The following is an 18,004-nucleotide window of genomic DNA, read 5'->3' on the forward strand; positions in this document are numbered from 1 at the left end:
ACAGCCACCCCGAACACCACACTGAGGCAACGATTCCAGCGGATCCTGCTGATCATCGGCGCCGGCGCGATCGCAGCGTCCGCCCTCGTCGCAGCACCGGTGCGAGAACAACGGCTCGAGCGCGGGCACCGGCGGCATCGGCCTCCGTGACGCCCGCGTGGCGGGCGACGCCGATGGTGCGGATCGAGGGCGGCACGTTCCGCATGGGCTCGACCGAGTTCTACCCCGACGAGACACCCGTGCACGAGCGCACGGTCGAGGCGTTCGAGATCGACGCGCACCCCGTCACGAACGAGCAGTTCGCCGCGTTCGTCGCGGCGACGGGCTACGTCACGGTGGCCGAGCGCCCGCTCGACCCGGCGGACTTCCCTGGCGTCGACCCCGACGGGCTCGTGCCGGGCGGGCTCGTCTTCACGCCGACCGCGGGCCCCGTCGACCTGCGCGACTGGCGGCAGTGGTGGCGCTGGGGCGAGGGCGCCAGCTGGCGGCATCCGTTCGGCGCGGGGTCATCCGTCGACGACCGGCCGACGCATCCGGTCGTGCAGGTGAGCCTCGCGGATGCCGCGGCCTACGCCGAGTGGGCCGGCAAGCGGCTGCCCACCGAGGCCGAGTTCGAGTACGCCGCCCGCGGCGGCCTCGAGGGCGCGCGGTTCGCGTGGGGTGACGAGGAACGACCCGACGGTGAGCTCATGGCGAACCAGTGGCAGGGGCACTTCCCCTACGAGAACACGGGTGCCGCGGGCTGGGTGGGCACGTCGCCCGTCATGACGTTCCCGGCGAACGGCTACGGCCTCTACGACGTCACCGGCAACGTGTGGGAGTGGACCACCGACTTCTACGCGCCGAGGCACGAGGTGCCCGGCCGCGCCCCGGTCGACCCCGGCTCGCGCGAGAACCTGCTCGCCGCGGCATCCGCCGAGCCCGGCTCGCGCATCCCCCGCCGGGTGCTGAAGGGCGGATCGCACCTGTGCTCGCCCGAGTACTGCCTGCGCTATCGCCCGGCGGCGCGCTCGCCGCAGGCCGACGACACCGCGACGACCCACATCGGGTTCCGCTGCGCACGCGACGCGGCCTGAGGCGACGAGGCCGACGAACCCGACGAAGCCGACGAACCCCGTCCCGGCTCAACGCCCCGCGACCGCCTCGTCGAGCGTGTCGAACCGGCGCCCGCCCGCCTCGAGGCCGGCGAACCACGAGGTGCGCCGCGCCATCTCGGTGCCGCCGCCCGGGGCGACCGCGAGCCGCAGTTCGATCCCGATGGCCGCGAGCTCCCGGTCGAGGTCGGCGAGCGTGTCGAGCACCGTGATCGAGGTCGTCGAGAACCGCGTGAGCTCCACGGCGACGGCGCGGATGCCGGGGTGGGCCGCGGCCTGGTCGAGGATCGCGTTCTCGTTGGCGAGCACGTTCGCGGTGTAGAGCGGTCCCTCGAGCCGGATCGGCAGCACCCCGTCGACGACCGCCTCGGGAGCCACCCGCAGGCGGTTCAGCTCCCGGAAGACGACGAAGAACGTGCCGACGAGCCCGACGGCCACCGCGGGGAGCAGCCCGGCGGTCAGGCCGACGAGCGCGGTGACGAGGGCGACCCAGAAGTCGTTGCGGCTGATGCGCCAGAACCGCGCCAGCGCACCGAGGTCCACGAGCCCGATGACGGCCACGAAGACGAGCGAGGCGAGCGTCGCCTGCGGCAGCAGGCTCAGCAGCGGAGCGAGGAACAGCGCGACCAGCAGCGCCAGCACCACCGTGACGATCGACGACAGCTGGCTGCGCGCGCCCGCCCCCTGGTTCACGGCGCTCTGCGAGAAGCCTCCGGCCGCGGGGAGCGTCTGGAAGAACGCGCCGACCGTGTTCGCGGCACCCGTCGCGAACAGTTCCTGGTTGCTGTCGATCTGCGTCTCACCGGGCTTGCGGATGCCGCGGGCGACCGCCGCCGACTCGAGGAGCGCCATGACGGCGATCGCCAGCGCCCCGGGCACGAGCGCGCCGACGTTCGCGAACGACGGCAGCTCGGGCGGCGGGAATCCCTGCGGCACCGGTGCGATGAGCTCGACCCCGGCGTCGTCGGCGCCGATCAGGGCCACGAGCAGGATGCCGCCGGCCACGACGATGAGCGGCCCCGGCACCCGCGGCAGCCACCGCCTTGCCACGAGCAGCGCCGCGATCGAGGCCGCGGAGAGCAGGATCGTCGCGAGGTTCGCCCCGGGCAGCGCCTCGATCACGGCGACGAGCGAGCGGATGAACCCGTGCCCCGAGAAGTTCTCGGACTCGCCGAGGAGCTTCGGCAGCTGACCCACCGCGACGGTCGCGCCGACGCCGATCTGCACACCGGTGATCGTCGCCTTGGAGATGTTCTCGACGAGCGAGCCGAGCCGGCCGAGCCGGGCGAGGAGCAGGATCACGCCGACGAGGAACGTGAGCGCCATCAGGTCGGGGATGGGGTCGTCGGAGTCGGCCGCGACGCCGGCGGAGACGAGCGTCGTCGCCGTCAGCGTGGCGATCGTCGACGTCGTCGACACGCTCATCGCCCGCGATCCGCCGAGCATGGCGTAGACGAGCATCGGCACCATGCACGTGTAGAGGCCGGTCTGCACCGGCAGGTTCGCGATCGTCGCGTAGGCCATCGCCTGCGGGATCACGACCGCCCCCGCCGAGAGCCCCGCCAGCAGGTCGCGCCACAGCCACTCCCGTCGGTACCCCGCGAGCGTCGGGAAGAGCCGGGGACGCCGCGTCGCGGCATCCGCCGTCATCAGGCCTCCGCGAAGACGGTCGACCAGTCCCGCTTGACGCTCACGACGGTGAAGCCACGCTCGGATGCCGCGGCGAGCGCCTTCTGCGCACCCTGGTCGTAGGGCGCGTCACCGCGACCCGTGTCGTCGTCGTGGTGCACGAGCAGCGCGAGCCCGATCGCGCCCTGGTGGGCGAAGTCGAGCATCGGGACGTCCCCGTTGGAGTTGCCGGCCGCCAGGATGGGTCGTCGGCCGATGCGGCTCCAGATGCGGATGGGTTTCTCGTCGCCGTCGTCGAGGAAGTCGAAGGCGTCGGTGTAACGCACCTGCGCCTCGTCCTCGTCGTACCGCAGTCCGAGCGCCGAGCCGATCACGCGCTCGGGCGGGATGCCGTAGTAGTCCTCGGTCATGGGCCGCATGAAGTCACGGTCGCCGCCCGAGACGATGTAGCAGGTGAAGCCGTTCGCCTCGAGGAAGCGCATGAGCTCGACCATTGGCGTGTAGACGGCGTTGCGGTACGCGCGCTGCAGCGTGAGGTGCTTCGCCGTCCGGTAGAACTCGGCCACCGAGCTGGCGTACTGCTCGACGCTCATGCCGTCGGTGAGGCGCACGATCGCGCCGATCAGGGTCTGGACGTCGGACTCGTCGCCGTCGTAGTGCTTGTCGATGGCGGCACCGAGCCAGGCGAGGTCACCGCTCACCGCCGACCGATACGGCTGGTGCTCGGCGAGCGACGGGTCGGCCTCGGCCGCGGCCCGCCACTGCTGCACGATGTAGTGCAGCTGGGTGGGCATCGGCTTCTCGGTCCAGAGCGTGCCGTCGTTGTCGAAGACTGCGACGCGCTGCTCCTCGGGCACCACATCGGGCCCTTCGGTGACGGATGCCACGAAGTCGAGGATCGCGTCGCGGGTGGGTCCCTCGGACCACGACGGGAGCGGGCGCGCCATCTCAGTCGCTCGCGAGCTTGGCCGCGAATTCCTTCTCGACGTCGATGTAGTGGTCGTCGGCCACGTCGTAGACGACCTCGCGGATGGTGCCGCCCGTGAACTCGAAGCGGTTCGGGTAGCTCGCAGTCACGGTGTCGCCCGAGTCATACCCTACGCTGAGTCCCTCGCCCGTGAGAGCGTACCGGCCGAGCTGGGTGCGGATCTGCTGCGAGCTCACGGCCTCGTCGTCGACGTAGAGCGTGAGCATGCCGAGCGCCTCGCCGTGCTCGCCGTTGCCCTGCTTCTCGAACCCGACGCCGACGAGGTGCCGGCCTGCGGACGGAAGGCCGGTCGAGACTCGTTGCTCGGGTGGGATGCCGAGGAAGTTGTACACGAACGAGAGCGTTCCGTCTTGGGCATACAGGCTGTAGCCGCCGAACCGGGAGCCCTGCGCGACGATCACCCCCTGCGAATCGGGCGTGAAGTCGACGTCGGCGATGATCTTGAACGACACCTGCTGGGTGCGCGCAGCGAGCTGCTCCTGCACCTCGGTCGTCTGCGGGTAGTACGTGAACCGACCGTCGACCGGCAGCGGACGGTGGTACTCGAGCTCGATGAGCTCCGCGACGCCGAGGTCGTTCAACGGCAGCACGTCGAACTTCTGGGCCTCCGAGAGCCAGAGCGCCTTCAGCTCCTCGAGCTTCTCGGGATACTGGTCGGCGAGGTCGTGCGCCTCGGCGCGGTCCTCCTCGACGTGGAACAACTGCCACCTGTCCTGGTCGAAGTGGCCGAGGCCGATCGGGATGGGGCCGTGCTCGGTGACGGCCTTCCAGCCCTCGTGCCAGATGCCGCGCGTGCCGAGCATCTCGTAGTACTGGGTCTGCTTCGCGGTCGGCGCCTCGGCCTCGTCGAAGGAGTAGTTCATCGCCACGCCGGGCATCGGCGTCTGCTCGACGCCGTCCACCACCGAGGGGACTTCGACCCCGCACGCTTCCAGGATCGTCGGAACGATGTCGGTGCAGTGGTGGTACTGGCTGCGCACCTCGCCCTTGGCGGAGATGCGCGCGGGCCAGCTGATGACCAGCGGGTCGGCCGAGCCGCCGGCGTACGAGTAGCGCTTGAACATGCGGAATGGCGTCGAGAACGCGGCCGCCCAGCCCGTCGGGTAGTGGTTGTACGCCTCGGGCCCGCCGAGCTTGTCGATCATCGCGAGGTTCTGCTCGATGTCCTCGGGGTAGCCGTTGAAGAACAGGTTCTCGTTGATCGACCCGTTGGGGCTCCCCTCGCCGGAGGCGCCGTTGTCGGCGGCGTAGATGATGAGCGTGTTCTCGAGCTGGCCCGACTGCTCGAGGTGATCGATGATGCGCCCGACCTGGGCGTCGGTGTACTCCGAGAATCCGGCGTAGACCTCGGCCGTGCGCGAGAAGAGCGCCTTCTCGGCGTCGCTGAGCTCGCTCCACGGACGCACGGAGTCACCGGGCGAGAACGTGCCCTCGGTCATCGGGTTGAGGTCGGTGAGTTCGGTGCCCTCCGGCAGGATGCCGCGCTCGATCATTCGGGGCAGCACCCACTCGCGGTACGCCTCGTACCCGTCGTCGAACTTCCCCTTGTACTTGTCGATGTACTCCTGCGGGGCGTGATGCGGCGCGTGGTTCGCACCGGGGCAGAACCACAGGTACCACGGCTTGTCGGGGTTGGACTGCTTCGTGTCGCGCAGCATCCGGATCGCCTGGTCGGCGAGGTCCTTCGAGAGGTGGTAGCCCTCCTCGGGCGAGTACGGCTGGTCGATGTAGTGGTTGTCGACCGCGAGGTCGGGGTACCACTGGTTCGTCTCGCCGCCGATGAAGCCGTAGAACCGGTCGAAGCCGTGGCCGAGCGGCCATTCGCTGCGGTTCGAGCCGCTCGAGATCGCATTGACCGGCACGTTGTGGTTCTTGCCGACCCAGAACGTCGACCACCCGGCGTCGCGGAGGATGCGCGCGATCGAGGCGTTCGACTTCGGGATGTGGCCGTTGTAGCCGGGGAATCCGACCGCCGATTCCGAGATGGTCGCGAATGCGTTCTGGTGGTGGGTCCGCCCGGTGAGGAAGCTCGACCTCGTGGGAGAGCACAGCGCGGTCGTGTGCCACTGCGAGTATGTCAGGCCGTTCGCGGCGAGCCGGTCGAGCGTCGGCATCTCGATGCGTCCGCCGTACGGCGACCACGCGGCGAGGCCCGTGTCGTCGAACAGGATGACGAGGACGTTCGGTGCACCCTCGGGCGCCGCCTGCTCCTCGTACGCACCCCAGTCGGGCGTCGAATCGCGGATGTCGAGCTCGATCTTCCCCTTGAATTCGCGTGCCACGTTCGAACCCCTCCCCAGAGCGCCGTCGACCACCGGCGCCGGTGGTCTGCCTCCAACGCTGTCATGCGGCATCCGGCAAGGCAAGGAGCGAATCGCGAGCGAGCCTCAGCTTGCTTCGGGTACGCGCGGCGCCTGCGGCAGGTCGCGCACGGCGGGCCCCTCGATCCGGCGGCCGGATGCCTCGAAGCGCGAGCCGTGCAGCGGGCAGTCCCAGCTCGTCTCGGCGTCGTTCCACCGCAGCACCCCGCCGAGGTGCGTGCAGACTGCGCGCACCGCACAGGTGCGGCCCTCGACCGTGGAGACCCCGTAGGGCACGCCCGCCCTCGACACCACGACACCTTGGCCCTCGGCGGGCGCTTCAGCCGGAGCCGGATGCAGGGCCGCCCCGCCCCAGCCGGTGGCGATCCAACGCGCCACGCGCGCGCCCTCCGCGGCACCCCGCCCGAGGTCGGACGGCATCGTCGTTCGGGTGCCGAGTACTCGGATCCACGGGCGGCGTTCCCCCCACGGGAGTCCGAGGATCTCCTCCGAGATGCGGATGCCGGCGGCGGCGCCGTTCGCGAGGCCCCACTTGGCGTATCCCGTCGCGAGCCACACGCGGCCGAAGCCCCGCGGCATCCGCCCGACGAAGGGCACGAGGTTGGCCGACTGGTAGTCCTGCGCCGCCCACCGGTGCGTGAGCTCGGCGCTCGGGAAGTGCCGGCCCGTCCACGAGACCAGGTCGCGCACGCGGGCCTCGGTCGACGGGGCGCGACCCACCGGATGCCCATTGCCGCCGACGAGGAGCAGCGGCGTCGCGTCGACGCCGCCGAGGACGTCGGGCGTCGTGCGGATCGACCGCGTCGGGTCGTCCACCGAGATGAAGAGCCCGGGCGGCGGAGCCTCCTCGACGCGATACGACGTGAGGTGAGAGCGCAGCGGACGGGTCTTCGCGAAGTAGAGCCCGCGGGTCATGGTCGGAGCGCCCGTGGCGATGACCGCGGCATCCGCGCGCACCGTGCCGCGCGGCGTGCGGAGTTGCACGGGCTTGGACGCGTCGACGTGCTGCACCCGCATGCCCTCGAGCAGCACGCCGCCCTCGGCGACGAACGCGCGGGCCATCGCGAGCGCGAGCCGGTACGGGTCCAGCCCGAGCTGCCCCGAGAGGGCGACCGCGCCGGCGAAGGGGAACGGCAGCTGCGGCATCCCGTCGACGCGTTCGACCGGCAGCCCCGCCTCGGCGGCCGCTTCGAACTCGCGATCGACCGTGCGGAGTCCGTCGTCGGAGACGGCGTAGCTGTAGGCGGTCTCCTCAGAGACGGGCACGCCGTGCTGCGCAGCGAACTCGGCGATCCAGCGCAGCCCGTCGAGGTTCGCGTCGGCGTACGCGCGCACCACGCGCGCCGAATGCGCCGCCCGGATGCGCTGCAGCATCGCCGACTGGAGGACGCTGACCTTGCCCGTGTTGCCGCCCGTCGCGAGCGCCGCCACGTGATCCGCCTCGAGCACGACGACGTGCGCGCCGGCGCGGCGCAGCATGAGCGCCGTCGAGAGGCCGGTGATGCCCGCGCCGACCACGGCGACGTCGAAGCGATCCGCCGGAGGCGGTGAACCATCCGATCGTGGGAGCACGGGCGTCGACCCGGGCTCGTGGACCACGGACTGTGCCGCCCACAGCGAAGTCATGCGACCAGTCAACGCCCACCCGGGGTGGAGCGCAATGACGTCGGTCAGCGTGCGAGCAGCGCCGTCTTCAGCCGCACGGGGTCGACACGCCAGTAGTCGTGCACCTCGCCGTCGATCAGGAGCACGGGGATCTCCTCGGCGTACTGCGCCGCGAGGTCGGCGTCGTCGAGGATGGATCGCTCCTCGAGCGACATGCGGCTCGCGGCATCCGTCGCCTCGATCTCGGCCATCACCGACTGCACGACCACGCGCGCGTCGTCGCACAGGTGGCAGCCGGGCTTGCCGATGAGGGTGAGACGGATGTCGCGGGTCACGCGTTCCAGCCTACGCATGCGGCGCGGGGGAATCGTCGACGAGTGGTCGACGAGGAAAGCGAAAACGCCAGGCCGCCTGGCCTGGCGCTCTGCCGGTCGTGCGAAGGACGACTACTTCTTGTTGCGACGCTGGTGACGCGTCTTGCGAAGCAGCTTGCGGTGCTTCTTCTTCGCCATGCGCTTGCGGCGCTTCTTGATGACGGAACCCATCGAAACCTCACAGAAAAGATCGAGACGGCCGCGCGTGCCGCAGCCAGAGGCGGGAAAGCCTCGGGTTAGTCTAGCCGATCCGGCGGGCGCGCCCGTCCGCGCCCGTTCCATCCGTCTTCTCGGCATGCGTTAGCGTCGAGGAATGCGCGCCCACGACGTCGTCATCCGCACCACGACCGAGGACGACTGGGCCTCGGTGCGCACCCTGCGACTCGAGATGCTGCGCGACTACCCGCTCGCCTACGGCGAGACCCTCGAGCACGCCGAGGAGGTCGACGAGGCGGGTTGGCGACTCCGCGCCGCGCGGGGCACGAGCCCGGGCCAGACCTCGATCGTCGCGATCGACGGCGACCGCTGGGTGGGGCACATGGGCGGGTACATCCCCAAGGGCACCACCGGCCCGCTGCTCGTCGGCGTCTACGTCGCGCCCGACTACCGCGGCGACGCGATCGGGGTCACCCGCCTGCTGCTGGAGGCCGTCGAGGACTGGGCGCGCGAGCACGGCGACACCCTTCGACTCGAGGTGCACGAGGACAACCCGCGCGCGCGACGCTTCTACGAGAAGCTCGGATTCACGCTCACCGGGCGCAGCCGCGAATACGAGCTCGCGCCGGGCGGGCTGGAGCTGGAGATGATCAAGCCGCTGCGCTGAGCGCGATGAACGTGCGGCTACTTGCGCTTCTTCGGCCCGACCACCGCGGTGACCTTCTGGGCCGTCTCGGCGAAGGCCTTGCCGATCGCCGAGGCGAGGGCGAGCTGGTCGTGGTTCAGCGAGGCCGCGTCGTCGGAATCGACCCCGGCGAGGGTCGCGGCATCCGCTGCCGCATCGGATGACACGAACGGAATGAGCCAGTCCTCGAGTACCTCGAGGGGGCCTCGGTCGAGGTGGTAGTACCGGTGCTGGCCCTCTTCGCGCACGCCCACGAGACCGGCCTCGCGGAGCACCTTGAGGTGCTTGGAGACGGTGGGCTGGCTGAGGCCGAGGGTCGAGACGATCTCGGAGACGCTGATCTCGCCGCCGGACGCGGGAACGGACGTCTCGCGCTCGAGGAGGACCGCGAGGATGTCGCGTCGGGTCGTATCCGCCACCACGTCGAAGATGTCCGCCATGGGTCAAGGCTAGTCATTCCCGGCGGGGAGTACCATGACTCACGCGTTGTCAGACGGAGGCGTGAGGGGGTCCGATGACGGCACAGCCGTTCCGCCGGCGCGGTGTGCCGTCGCGCTCCTGGATCGGCCGGTTGCGGGATGCAGTCGACGCGCTGGTGCGCAACTCGCCGTCGCGATTCGCGATCCTGATCTTCGCCGGCCTCGTGCTGCTGTTCACCCTGCTCTTCTCGCTGCCGATCGCGCGGGCCGGCGAGGGGTCGGGCACGCCGCTGTACGACGCGCTGTTCACGGCGGTCTCGGTGATCTGCGTCACCGGTCTCGCGACCGTCGACATGGCGACGCACTGGTCGCCGTTCGGCAATGCGCTCGTGTTCATCGGCGTGAACATCGGCGGCATCGGCGTGCTGACGCTGGCGTCGATCCTCGGCCTCGTCATCTCCCGCCGGCTGGGCCTGCGGGCCAAGCTCATCGCCGCCAGCGACAGCAACCCGTCGCGCATCCACGTCGGTCCGGTCTCGGAGGGCCAGGCGGTGCGGCTCGGCGAGGTCGGCGGGCTGCTCGTCACCGTCGCCATCAGCGCCCTCGTCATCGAGCTGGTGATCGCCATCGCGATGATCCCGAGCTTCCTGTCCGCGGGCTACGGGGCGTTCCACTCGGTCTGGTACAGCTTCTACTACGCCGCGATGGCGTTCACGAACACCGGGTTCAGCCCCAATCCGGGCGGTCTCGCACCGTTCCAGAGCGACTTCTGGATGCTGTCGATGCTGATGATCGGCGTGTTCCTCGGCAGCCTCGGATTCCCCGTGATCTTCGCCCTCGCTCGGTCGTGGCGGCAGCCGCGCAGGTGGAGCGTGCACGTGAAGCTCACGCTCACCACCACGCTCATCCTCTTCGTGCTCGGCGCCGCGGCCTTCCTGCTGCTCGAGTACGACAACCCGAAGACGTACGGCCGCCTGGACGCCGGCACCACGATCTTCGAGTCCTTCTTCATGTCGATGATGACCCGCTCGGGCGGCTTCGCGACCATCGACATGGCCGACCTCAACGGCTCGAGCCTGCTCGTGACCGACATGCTCATGTTCGTCGGAGGCGGCTCGGCGTCGACCGCGGGCGGCATCAAGGTGACCACGCTGGCCGTGCTGTTCCTCGCGGCGTTCGCCGAGGCCCGCGGTGCACCCGCGATGGAGGCGTTCGGCCGGCGCATCCCCCGTGACATCCTTCGCCTCGCCGTCAGCGTCGTGCTGTGGGGCGCGACGATCGTCGCGGTCTCCTCGATCGCCATCTCGCAGATCACGAAGCAGCCGCTCGACTTCGTGCTCTTCGACGTCATCTCGGCGTTCGCCACCTGCGGCCTGTCGACCGGCCTCACCGCCGACCTGCCACCCTCGGCGGTGTACGTCATGGCCGCCACGATGTTCATGGGGCGGGTTGGTACAGTGACACTCGCCGCGGCGCTGGCGGCGAGCCAACGCCGGCAGTTGTATCGCCGTCCGGAAGAGAGGCCCATCGTTGGTTGATCGGATCAGACACGACGCTCCGGTGCTCGTGATCGGCCTCGGCCGGTTCGGCGCCGCCACCGCCGGACAGCTCGACCGGCTCGGCCGCGAGGTGCTCGCCGTCGACGACGACGAGGGCCTCGTGCAGAAGTGGGCCGAGCGGGTGACCCACGCGGTCGTCGCCGACGCGCGCAACATCGACGCGCTCCGCCAGATCGGCGCGCAGGACTTCTCGACGGCCGTCTGCGCGGTCGGCTCGTCGATCGAGGCATCCGTGCTGATCACCGCGAACCTCGTCGACCTGCGCATCCCGCAGATCTGGGCGAAGGCGATCTCGACCTCGCACGGCAAGATCCTCGAGCGCATCGGCGCGAACCACGTCATCTATCCCGAACGCGAGGCGGGCGAGCGCACCGCGCACCTGGTGAGCGGGCGCATGCTCGACTTCATCGAGTTCGACGACGATTTCGCCCTCGTGAAGATGTACCCGCCCAAGCCGATCCGCGGCAAGAACCTCACCGAGTCGGGCGTGCGGTCGAAGCACCGGGTGACGGTCGTGGGCGTGAAGAGCCCCGGCAAACCGTTCACGTATGCGACCCAGGACACCGTGGTCTCGAACCACGACCTCATCATCGTATCGGGCACCGAGGGCGACATCGAGAAGTTCGCGGCGCTCGAATAGCGGGCGGATGCCGCGGGCTCGCGGTGCGCGATCGTGGCCGCCGCGGCATCCGATGTTCTCTGTATTCACAAAATTGTGAATCGGGCGTAGCATCGCGGGCATGACCACAGTACTCAGCGCCCGGGGCCTCCAGAAGCGGTTCGGGCGCACCATCGCCCTCGACGGACTCGACCTGTCGGTCGAGGCCGGCGAGGTGCACGGATTCCTCGGCCCGAACGGGGCCGGCAAGACCACCACCTTGCGCATCCTGCTCGGGCTGGCGCGCGCGTCGGGAGGCGAGGCGACGCTCTTCGGCCGCGACCCGTGGACCGACGCCGCCGAGCTGCACCGTCGCATCGCCTACGTGCCGGGCGACGTCTCCATCTGGCCGAACTTCACCGGCGGCGAGGCGATCGACCTGCTGAGCCGGCTGCGCGGCGGCACGAGCGACAAGGCCGCGTACCGCGCCCGCAAGGAGCGGCTCTGCGAGGCGTTCCAGTTCGACCCGCGCAAGAAGGGTCGGTCGTACTCCAAGGGCAATCGGCAGAAGGTCGCGCTGATCGCCGCCTTCGCGACCCCGGCCGAGCTCTACCTCTTCGACGAGCCGACCAGCGGTCTCGACCCGCTCATGGAGCAGATGTTCAACCGCGAGGTCGACCGCATCGCCAGGGACGGGTCGACCGTGCTGCTCTCGAGCCACATCCTCTCCGAGGTCGAGGCCCTCTGCGACCGCGTCAGCATCATCCGCGCCGGGAAGACCGTCGAGAGCGGCACCCTCGCCGAGCTCCGCCACCTCACCCGCACCGAGGTCTCCTTCGCGCACGACCCGGCGAGGGAGGCCGCGGTCACCGCGATCCCGGGCATCCACGACCTCCTCATCGACAGCGGCCGCGTGCGGTTCACCGTCGACAGCGACCAGGTGGCCGCTGTCCTGCCCGAGCTCGCCCGCCTCGAGGTGCAGGGACTGACCGTCGCCCCGCCCTCGCTCGAGGACCTCTTCCTGCGCCACTACGGCGAAGAGCTCGCCCCCGCCGAAGCCGAGGCCCGCGCGTGACTCCGTTCCTCGTGCTGCTGCGGCAGCGCATCCGCCGCGACCGGCTGCAGCTCGCCCTGTGGATCCTCGGCACCGCGCTGCTCGCCTACGCCTCCATCTCCGCGGTGTACGACACCTACGGCGAGGAGCAGGACCGGCGCGAGATCCTCGGCGTGGCCATCGCGACCCGCACGATCCTCATCTTCCGCGGCACGCCGAACGGCATCAGCGACGGCGCGTTCGCGTTCTTCCTGCTGTTCGCGTGGCTGGCGCTCATGGGCGGCCTCATGAGCACGTTCCTCGCCGTGCGCCACACGCGGCAGGAGGAGGAGCAGGGCCGCGCGGAGTCGATCGCCGCGACGCCCGCGGGCCGCATCCTGCCCACGACCGCCACGGTCGTGCACGGCGTGCTCGCCAACCTCGTGCTCGGCCTGTTCATCGCCCTCGCGCTCATGGCGAACGGCTTGGAGGTCGTCGGATCGTTCGTCTGGGGTGCGGCCATCGCGGTCTCGGGCTTCGCGTTCCTCGCGTTCGGGCTGTTCGCCGCCCAGCTGTTCCGCACGTCGCGCGGCGCCAACGGGATCTCAGTCGCCTTCGTCCTCGCCGCCTACCTGCTGCGCGGCATCGGCGACGCGGCCGGCACGCCATCCGAGGACCTGCTGCACGTGACGCCCGCCTGGCCGAGCTGGCTGTCGCCGATGGGGTACGGGCAGTTCACCGGCGCCTACGTCGAGAACGACCTGACGCCGCTGCTCATCCCGCTCGCGTTCGCGGCGGTGCTGGTCGGCGTGGTCTTCGCCCTGCAGTCGGTGCGCGACCAGGGCGCGAGCCTCCTCGCCGGGAGGCCCGGGCGCTCGACCGCCGGTCCGGTCCTCTCGAGCTCGTTCGGGCTGGCTTGGCGGCTCAACACGTCGATCCTGCTGTCGTGGACGGCCGGCGCCGTCGCCACCGGGTTGCTCGCGACCTCACTCTCCTCGGTCGTCAACCAGGCCGCCACCGACACTCCGGCGGTGCTCGAGACGCTGCGGCGCGCCATCGGCAGTGAGGCGTCGATCGAGGAGGCGTTCGTCGCGGTGTTCTACGGCATCGTCGGCGTGCTGGCCGCGTGCTGCGCCGTCCAGGTCGGCATCCGGGCTCGTCAGGAGGAGGCCCACGGCACTGCCGAGCTGGTGCTCGGCACGCCCATCCCGCGCATCCGCTGGCTCCTCGAGTACTGGATCGTCGGCACGATCGTCATCGTCATCGTGCTGGCCGCTGCGGCGCTCGCGGGCATCGCCGGCGCGGGCGCGGCATCCGATCCCGAGTCGCTCGTGCCCAATGTGCTCGAAGCGGCGGCGGCGCAGCTGCCGGCGTGCCTCGTGTTCCTCGGGCTGACGCTGCTGGTGTTCGCGTTCCTGCCCCGCGCGACGATCACGGTCGGCTGGACGGCGGTCGGCCTGGCGGCGATCCTCGGCACCTTCGGACCGATCCTGCAGTTCCCCGAGTGGGCGATCGACCTCTCGCCGTTCGCGCACTCGCCGGTGCCGGCGGGCGGGGAGACCGACTGGTCGGGCGGCATCTGGATGCTGGTGATCGGACTCGCCGCGGGCGCGGTCGCCGTGCTCGCCATGCGCCGCCGCGAACTCGCGAGCGGCGGATGAGAGACTGAGCGGATGCCACGCGACGAGCAGGGCCTGAAGGCCGCGGTCGACCAGTCGGCCGCGGTCCTCACCGCGGCCGGCTTCCCACGGATGCCCGCCCGCGTGCTCATGGCCCTGGTCGTCGCCGACCGCGGCGGCCTCACGGCGAGCGAGCTCGGCGAGCAGCTCGGCGTGAGCGCCGCCGCCATCTCGGGTGCCGTGCGCTACCTCGAGCAGATCGGCATCCTGCACCGGCTCCCCCAGCCGGGCAGCCGGCGCGACAAGTGGGAGTTCCTCGACGATGCCTGGTACACGGCGCTCATGGCGAAGAGCCCGATCTACGGGGTGATCGCCGAGCTCGGCGACCGTGCCGCCGATGCGATCGGCGACGAGACCGCGGCCGGCGCCGTGCGGGCACGGGAGATGGCGCGGTTCTACCGCTTCGTCGACACGCGCATGCCCGACCTCATGCGCGAGTGGGAGACGCTGCGCGGGCAGCCCGCCATGGACTGAGGATGCGAACCGCTCAGCCCGCGAGCATGAGCACGAGGTTCACGAGCCCCGCGACCGAGGCGATCGCGAGCAGCACGAATCCGAGCCAGCGGGTCACGCGCCGGCCGACGGGCGGTTCGTGCAGGCGCAGCCGGTCGGGCTCCCGCTCGCGATAGTAGGCGGGTTCCTCTTCGGGGTTCCGGACGTGCACGCGCTCCTCGTCGCTGAGACGACGCTGGTGGAACGCCCCCTCCGCGAACCAGCGCACCGTCGAGCCGTGCTCCTGGTCGATCACGACCGCGTCGGTGCGCAGCCACCGGCCGTCGGCGAGCCGGATGAGCAGGGCCAACAGGAGGCAGACGAGCGCGCCCGCGAGGGCGATCCACCCGATCACCTCGGTGACGACCGAGATGACCTCCGATGCTTCCATGCGATCACGGTATCGGACCTCGGGCGCCCCGACCGACCCGGCCGCGCGGTCGATGGATGCCCCGCGGCCGGCCCAGCCCACACCTACGCATGGAAGTCCTCGGGCACCTCCAGCGGCCGACGCGTGTAGTACGCGCGCGCCTTGCGGTAGAACAGCACGAGGGGCACCAGCCCGACGACGATGAGCCCGATGCCGAGGATGTTCACGATGGGGTCGTTGTTCGGGATCGAGCTGAAGAAGATGAAGATCATGAAGACCGCACCGATCGCCGGCCACAGGCCGATGAGGATGAAGTTCTTGACCGACCTGAAGATCACCTTCCGGAAGCCGACCACCACGGCGAGCCCCGCCAGCGCGTAGTAGAACGCGATCTGCAGCCCGATCGAGCTGATCGCGTTCGACAGGATGTCCCCGACGCTGCCGAGGAAGTTCGAGCCGACGAAGAGCACGACCGAGACGCCGACCACCACGAGGGTGGCGAAGACCGGCGTCTTCCAGCGTCGGTTGATCCTTCCGAACGCGAACGGGATGGTGCGGTCGCGGCCCATCGCGAAGAGGGTCCGGGTCACCTGGATGAGCGTGGTCTCGAGCGTGGCGATCGTCGAGAGCGCGACCGCCACGATGAGGATCTTGCCCCCGATGCCGGGCCAGACGACGTCGCCCAGCACCGAGAGGATGTTGGCGCTGTTGTCCTCGATGGTCTGGGTGGGCAGCATGACGAGCGTCGCGATGGTGAAGACCTCGAAGAGGAGGAAGACGATGACGACCCCGATGATGCCGGCTGATCCGGCCGACTTGTGGCCGTCCTTGGTCTCCTCGTTGAGGTTCGCCGCGACGTCCCAGCCCCAGTAGTAGAACGCCGCGATCAGGGCGGATGCCACGAAGACGCCCGCTCCCGACAGGTGCGTGAAGCCCAGCCAGTCCCACGAGAAGTCCGGCCCGGCGTGCTCGCTCGTGGACGCCCGGAAGATGGCGACGGCGGCGAACACGACGAGGATGCCGACCTCGACGACCGACATGATCCACTGCGCGCGGGCCGTCACCGTCACGCCGAAGATCACGCAGGCGGCCATCACCAGGAACCACAGTGCGCCGACCGCCGTGATGAGCGGCACGTTGTCAGCCTGGGTGGGATCGAAGAGCGAGACGGTCATGGCGCCGGCCGGTAGCGCGCCCGCGACCATGAAGATGGTCGCCGAGATCACGAGCGCCCAGCCCGAGAGGAACCCCAGGATCGGGTGCAGGCCGCGAGCGACCCACGAGTACGAGGCGCCGGCGTGCACGTCGACGCGGCCGAGGTACAGGAACGCCCACGCGATGCCGAGCATGGGGAGTCCGCACCAGAGCAGGGCGCCGGGCGCGCCCAGCCCGGCGACCCCGACGAGCGTCGCGGTGGTGGCCGCGATCGAGTAGGCGGGGGCGCTGCCGGCGACCGCCATCACGATCGAGCCGGCCGGGCTCACGCCGTCGGCCTTCAACTGGTGCTGCTCGTACTCGACCGCCCGGATGTGGGAGGTCTCGGTCTCGAGGTCGGGCTGCGTCATCGCATCGCTCCTGTGCGTCCGTGAGAGGAGAAGGACAGGGGGACGCTAGCACAACGACGCGGAATGCACATGCGGATTTCGTTGATCACCGCAGGTGCTGCAGACGAATGCGTCGTGGATCAGTCGAATCAGCGCGGATTCCGAAGGTCAGGCCTGATCCGCGAGGTCGGCGGTGAGGCGTTCGAGCTGCGCGATGCGGTCGGCTCGCTCCCGTGGCACGCCGGGCACGCCCGGGCGGCGCTGGTCGGCCCGTGGCCCGTCGAGGGGGCGGAAGTCCACACCCTCGGCCTCCAACCAGGCGAGGTAGCCGGGAAGCCGCGAGGCGAAGTCGTGCCAGGCGAGCGGTCCGCCGTTCCAGGCGACCTCCGCGAAGGCCCCGAGCCGGGGGAACACGGCGTAGTCCAGCCGCGCCCTGCTGTCGAGGTGCTCCGTCCACACGTTCGCCTGCACGCCCACGACGCGATCCCGCAGCACCTGCGGGGCGTCGGCCGGGAGCGGCTCGAACGCGGCGGCATCCTCGAGCGAGAGCACGGTGCCCACGGGAATCGGCTCCTCGGGGTCATCCGACTGCCGGTAGTCGAGGTACGTCCAGAGGTCGGGGCAGAGCACGACCTCGTGACCGAGCCGGGCGGCGAGACCGGCACCGACCGGCCCGCGCCACGATGCGACCACCGCGTCGGCGGCGGGCGGGCGCCCCTCGAGCATCTCGTCCCACCCGATCACCCGTCGTCCGCGGCCGGCGAGGTGCGCGGCGATGCGGCCGAGGAACCACGCCTGCAGCTCCGCCTCGTCGGCGAGTCCGCGCTCGGCCATGAGCTCCCGCGTGCGGGCGTCCTCATGCCATCGGCCCTTCTGCGCCTCGTCACCCCCGATGCCGACGAGGTCGGAGTCGAACACGTCGCACACCTCGTCGAAAACGTCGCAGAGGAAGCGAACCGTCTCCTCCTCGACGTTCAGCACCTCGTCGGAGATCCCGAAGCGGGTCCACGGCTCGGGCACCCGGACGCGCACGGCCTCGACGCCGCCCACGCCGTACTCGGGATAGGCGGCGAGCACGGCACAGGCGTGCCCGGGCACATCGATCTCGGGCACGATCCGGATGCCGCGCGCGGCGGCATATCGCACCAGCTCGCGCAGCTCGTGCTGGGTGTACCAGCCCTCGTGCGGCACGCCGTCGCCCGTGGCGGAGGGCCCGTGGCCCAGCTGCGACTCGCTGCGCCGCCCGCCCGCCTCGGTGAGCCGCGGATACCGCCGCACCTCGAACCGCCAGCCCTGGTCGTCAGTGAGGTGCAGCTGCAGCACGTTGAGGCCGTGCGCGGCGAGGAGGTCGACGAAGCGCAGCAGGTCGGGCATCGGCCGGAACCGGCGGGCGACGTCGAGCATGACGCCCCGCCAGGCGAACCGCGGCTCGCCGTCGAGCCGGAGGGGCGCGCGGTC

Annotated in this window: 17 protein-coding genes; 7 read left to right on the forward strand and 10 right to left on the reverse strand. The window is 70.5% G+C overall.

Annotation, left to right across the window (positions count from 1 at the left end; all coding sequences use genetic code 11):
• Positions 1-173: 173 nt before the first annotated feature.
• Positions 174-1,076, forward strand: coding sequence for a formylglycine-generating enzyme family protein (locus GH736_RS05765; protein ID WP_159601125.1), 903 nt, complete (start codon positions 174-176; stop codon positions 1,074-1,076).
• 48 nt (positions 1,077-1,124) lie between these two features.
• Here GH736_RS05765 and GH736_RS05770 read toward each other — a convergent pair whose 3' ends face one another.
• From GH736_RS05770 to GH736_RS05795, 6 genes are all read right to left on the reverse strand, one after another.
• Positions 1,125-2,744: a SulP family inorganic anion transporter gene (locus GH736_RS05770; RefSeq protein ID WP_159601095.1), complete on the reverse strand. Its 1,620-nt coding sequence runs from the start codon at positions 2,742-2,744 to the stop codon at positions 1,125-1,127.
• Positions 2,744-3,670 carry an HAD family hydrolase gene (locus tag GH736_RS05775; protein WP_159601097.1) on the reverse strand — a complete coding sequence of 309 codons (927 nt, stop codon included), beginning with the start codon at positions 3,668-3,670 and terminating at the stop codon, positions 2,744-2,746. Before GH736_RS05775 ends, GH736_RS05770 begins: the two co-directional genes overlap by 1 nt.
• 1 nt (position 3,671) lies before the next feature.
• On the reverse strand, positions 3,672-5,993 hold the full coding sequence (locus GH736_RS05780) for an arylsulfatase (RefSeq protein ID WP_159601099.1): 2,322 nt from the start codon (positions 5,991-5,993) through the stop codon (positions 3,672-3,674).
• A 105-nt stretch (positions 5,994-6,098) separates the two neighbouring features.
• Positions 6,099-7,658, reverse strand: a complete 1,560-nt coding sequence (locus GH736_RS05785; protein WP_159601101.1) for an FAD-dependent oxidoreductase — start codon at positions 7,656-7,658, stop codon at positions 6,099-6,101.
• Positions 7,659-7,702: 44 nt separating this feature from the next.
• Positions 7,703-7,972 (reverse strand): glutaredoxin family protein, encoded by a 270-nt coding sequence (locus tag GH736_RS05790; protein ID WP_407922327.1) that lies wholly within the window; start codon positions 7,970-7,972, stop codon positions 7,703-7,705.
• A 111-nt stretch (positions 7,973-8,083) separates the two neighbouring features.
• On the reverse strand, positions 8,084-8,182 hold the full coding sequence (locus GH736_RS05795) for a 30S ribosomal protein bS22 (protein WP_003792170.1): 99 nt from the start codon (positions 8,180-8,182) through the stop codon (positions 8,084-8,086).
• Positions 8,183-8,324: 142 nt separating this feature from the next.
• On the opposite strand from GH736_RS05795, the gene GH736_RS05800 reads away from it, so the two are divergent.
• Complete coding sequence (locus tag GH736_RS05800; protein ID WP_159601105.1) at positions 8,325-8,834, forward strand: GNAT family N-acetyltransferase; 510 nt, start codon at positions 8,325-8,327, stop codon at positions 8,832-8,834.
• Between the two features lie 17 nt (positions 8,835-8,851).
• Here the strand turns inward: GH736_RS05800 and GH736_RS05805 are convergent, their stop codons facing one another.
• Positions 8,852-9,292 (reverse strand): ArsR/SmtB family transcription factor, encoded by a 441-nt coding sequence (locus tag GH736_RS05805; RefSeq protein ID WP_159601107.1) that lies wholly within the window; start codon positions 9,290-9,292, stop codon positions 8,852-8,854.
• A gap of 74 nt (positions 9,293-9,366) precedes the next feature.
• On the opposite strand from GH736_RS05805, the gene GH736_RS05810 reads away from it, so the two are divergent.
• The 5 genes from GH736_RS05810 to GH736_RS05830 all read left to right on the forward strand — a co-directional run bounded on the left by GH736_RS05810 (position 9,367) and on the right by GH736_RS05830 (position 14,614).
• On the forward strand, positions 9,367-10,809 hold the full coding sequence (locus GH736_RS05810) for a TrkH family potassium uptake protein (protein WP_159601109.1): 1,443 nt from the start codon (positions 9,367-9,369) through the stop codon (positions 10,807-10,809).
• Positions 10,802-11,470 carry a potassium channel family protein gene (locus GH736_RS05815; RefSeq protein WP_159601111.1) on the forward strand — a complete coding sequence of 223 codons (669 nt, stop codon included), beginning with the start codon at positions 10,802-10,804 and terminating at the stop codon, positions 11,468-11,470. Before GH736_RS05810 ends, GH736_RS05815 begins: the two co-directional genes overlap by 8 nt.
• A gap of 100 nt (positions 11,471-11,570) precedes the next feature.
• Complete coding sequence (locus GH736_RS05820; RefSeq protein WP_159601113.1) at positions 11,571-12,503, forward strand: ABC transporter ATP-binding protein; 933 nt, start codon at positions 11,571-11,573, stop codon at positions 12,501-12,503.
• Complete coding sequence (locus GH736_RS05825; RefSeq protein ID WP_159601115.1) at positions 12,500-14,122, forward strand: ABC transporter permease; 1,623 nt, start codon at positions 12,500-12,502, stop codon at positions 14,120-14,122. Before GH736_RS05820 ends, GH736_RS05825 begins: the two co-directional genes overlap by 4 nt.
• A gap of 12 nt (positions 14,123-14,134) precedes the next feature.
• Positions 14,135-14,614, forward strand: coding sequence for a GbsR/MarR family transcriptional regulator (locus tag GH736_RS05830; protein WP_159601117.1), 480 nt, complete (start codon positions 14,135-14,137; stop codon positions 14,612-14,614).
• 13 nt (positions 14,615-14,627) lie between these two features.
• On the opposite strand, the gene GH736_RS05835 is transcribed toward GH736_RS05830, so the two are convergent.
• The 3 genes from GH736_RS05835 to GH736_RS05845 form a co-directional block, all read right to left on the reverse strand.
• Positions 14,628-15,023 carry a hypothetical protein gene (locus GH736_RS05835; RefSeq protein WP_159601119.1) on the reverse strand — a complete coding sequence of 132 codons (396 nt, stop codon included), beginning with the start codon at positions 15,021-15,023 and terminating at the stop codon, positions 14,628-14,630.
• An 83-nt stretch (positions 15,024-15,106) separates the two neighbouring features.
• Complete coding sequence (locus GH736_RS05840; protein WP_159601121.1) at positions 15,107-16,567, reverse strand: APC family permease; 1,461 nt, start codon at positions 16,565-16,567, stop codon at positions 15,107-15,109.
• A gap of 147 nt (positions 16,568-16,714) precedes the next feature.
• On the reverse strand, positions 16,715-18,004 hold a 1,290-nt coding region (locus GH736_RS05845; RefSeq protein WP_159601123.1), incomplete at its 5' end, for a beta-N-acetylhexosaminidase.

Origin of the sequence: Agromyces humi, assembly GCF_009720255.1 — a bacterium.
Lineage (GTDB): Bacteria > Actinomycetota > Actinomycetes > Actinomycetales > Microbacteriaceae > Agromyces > Agromyces humi.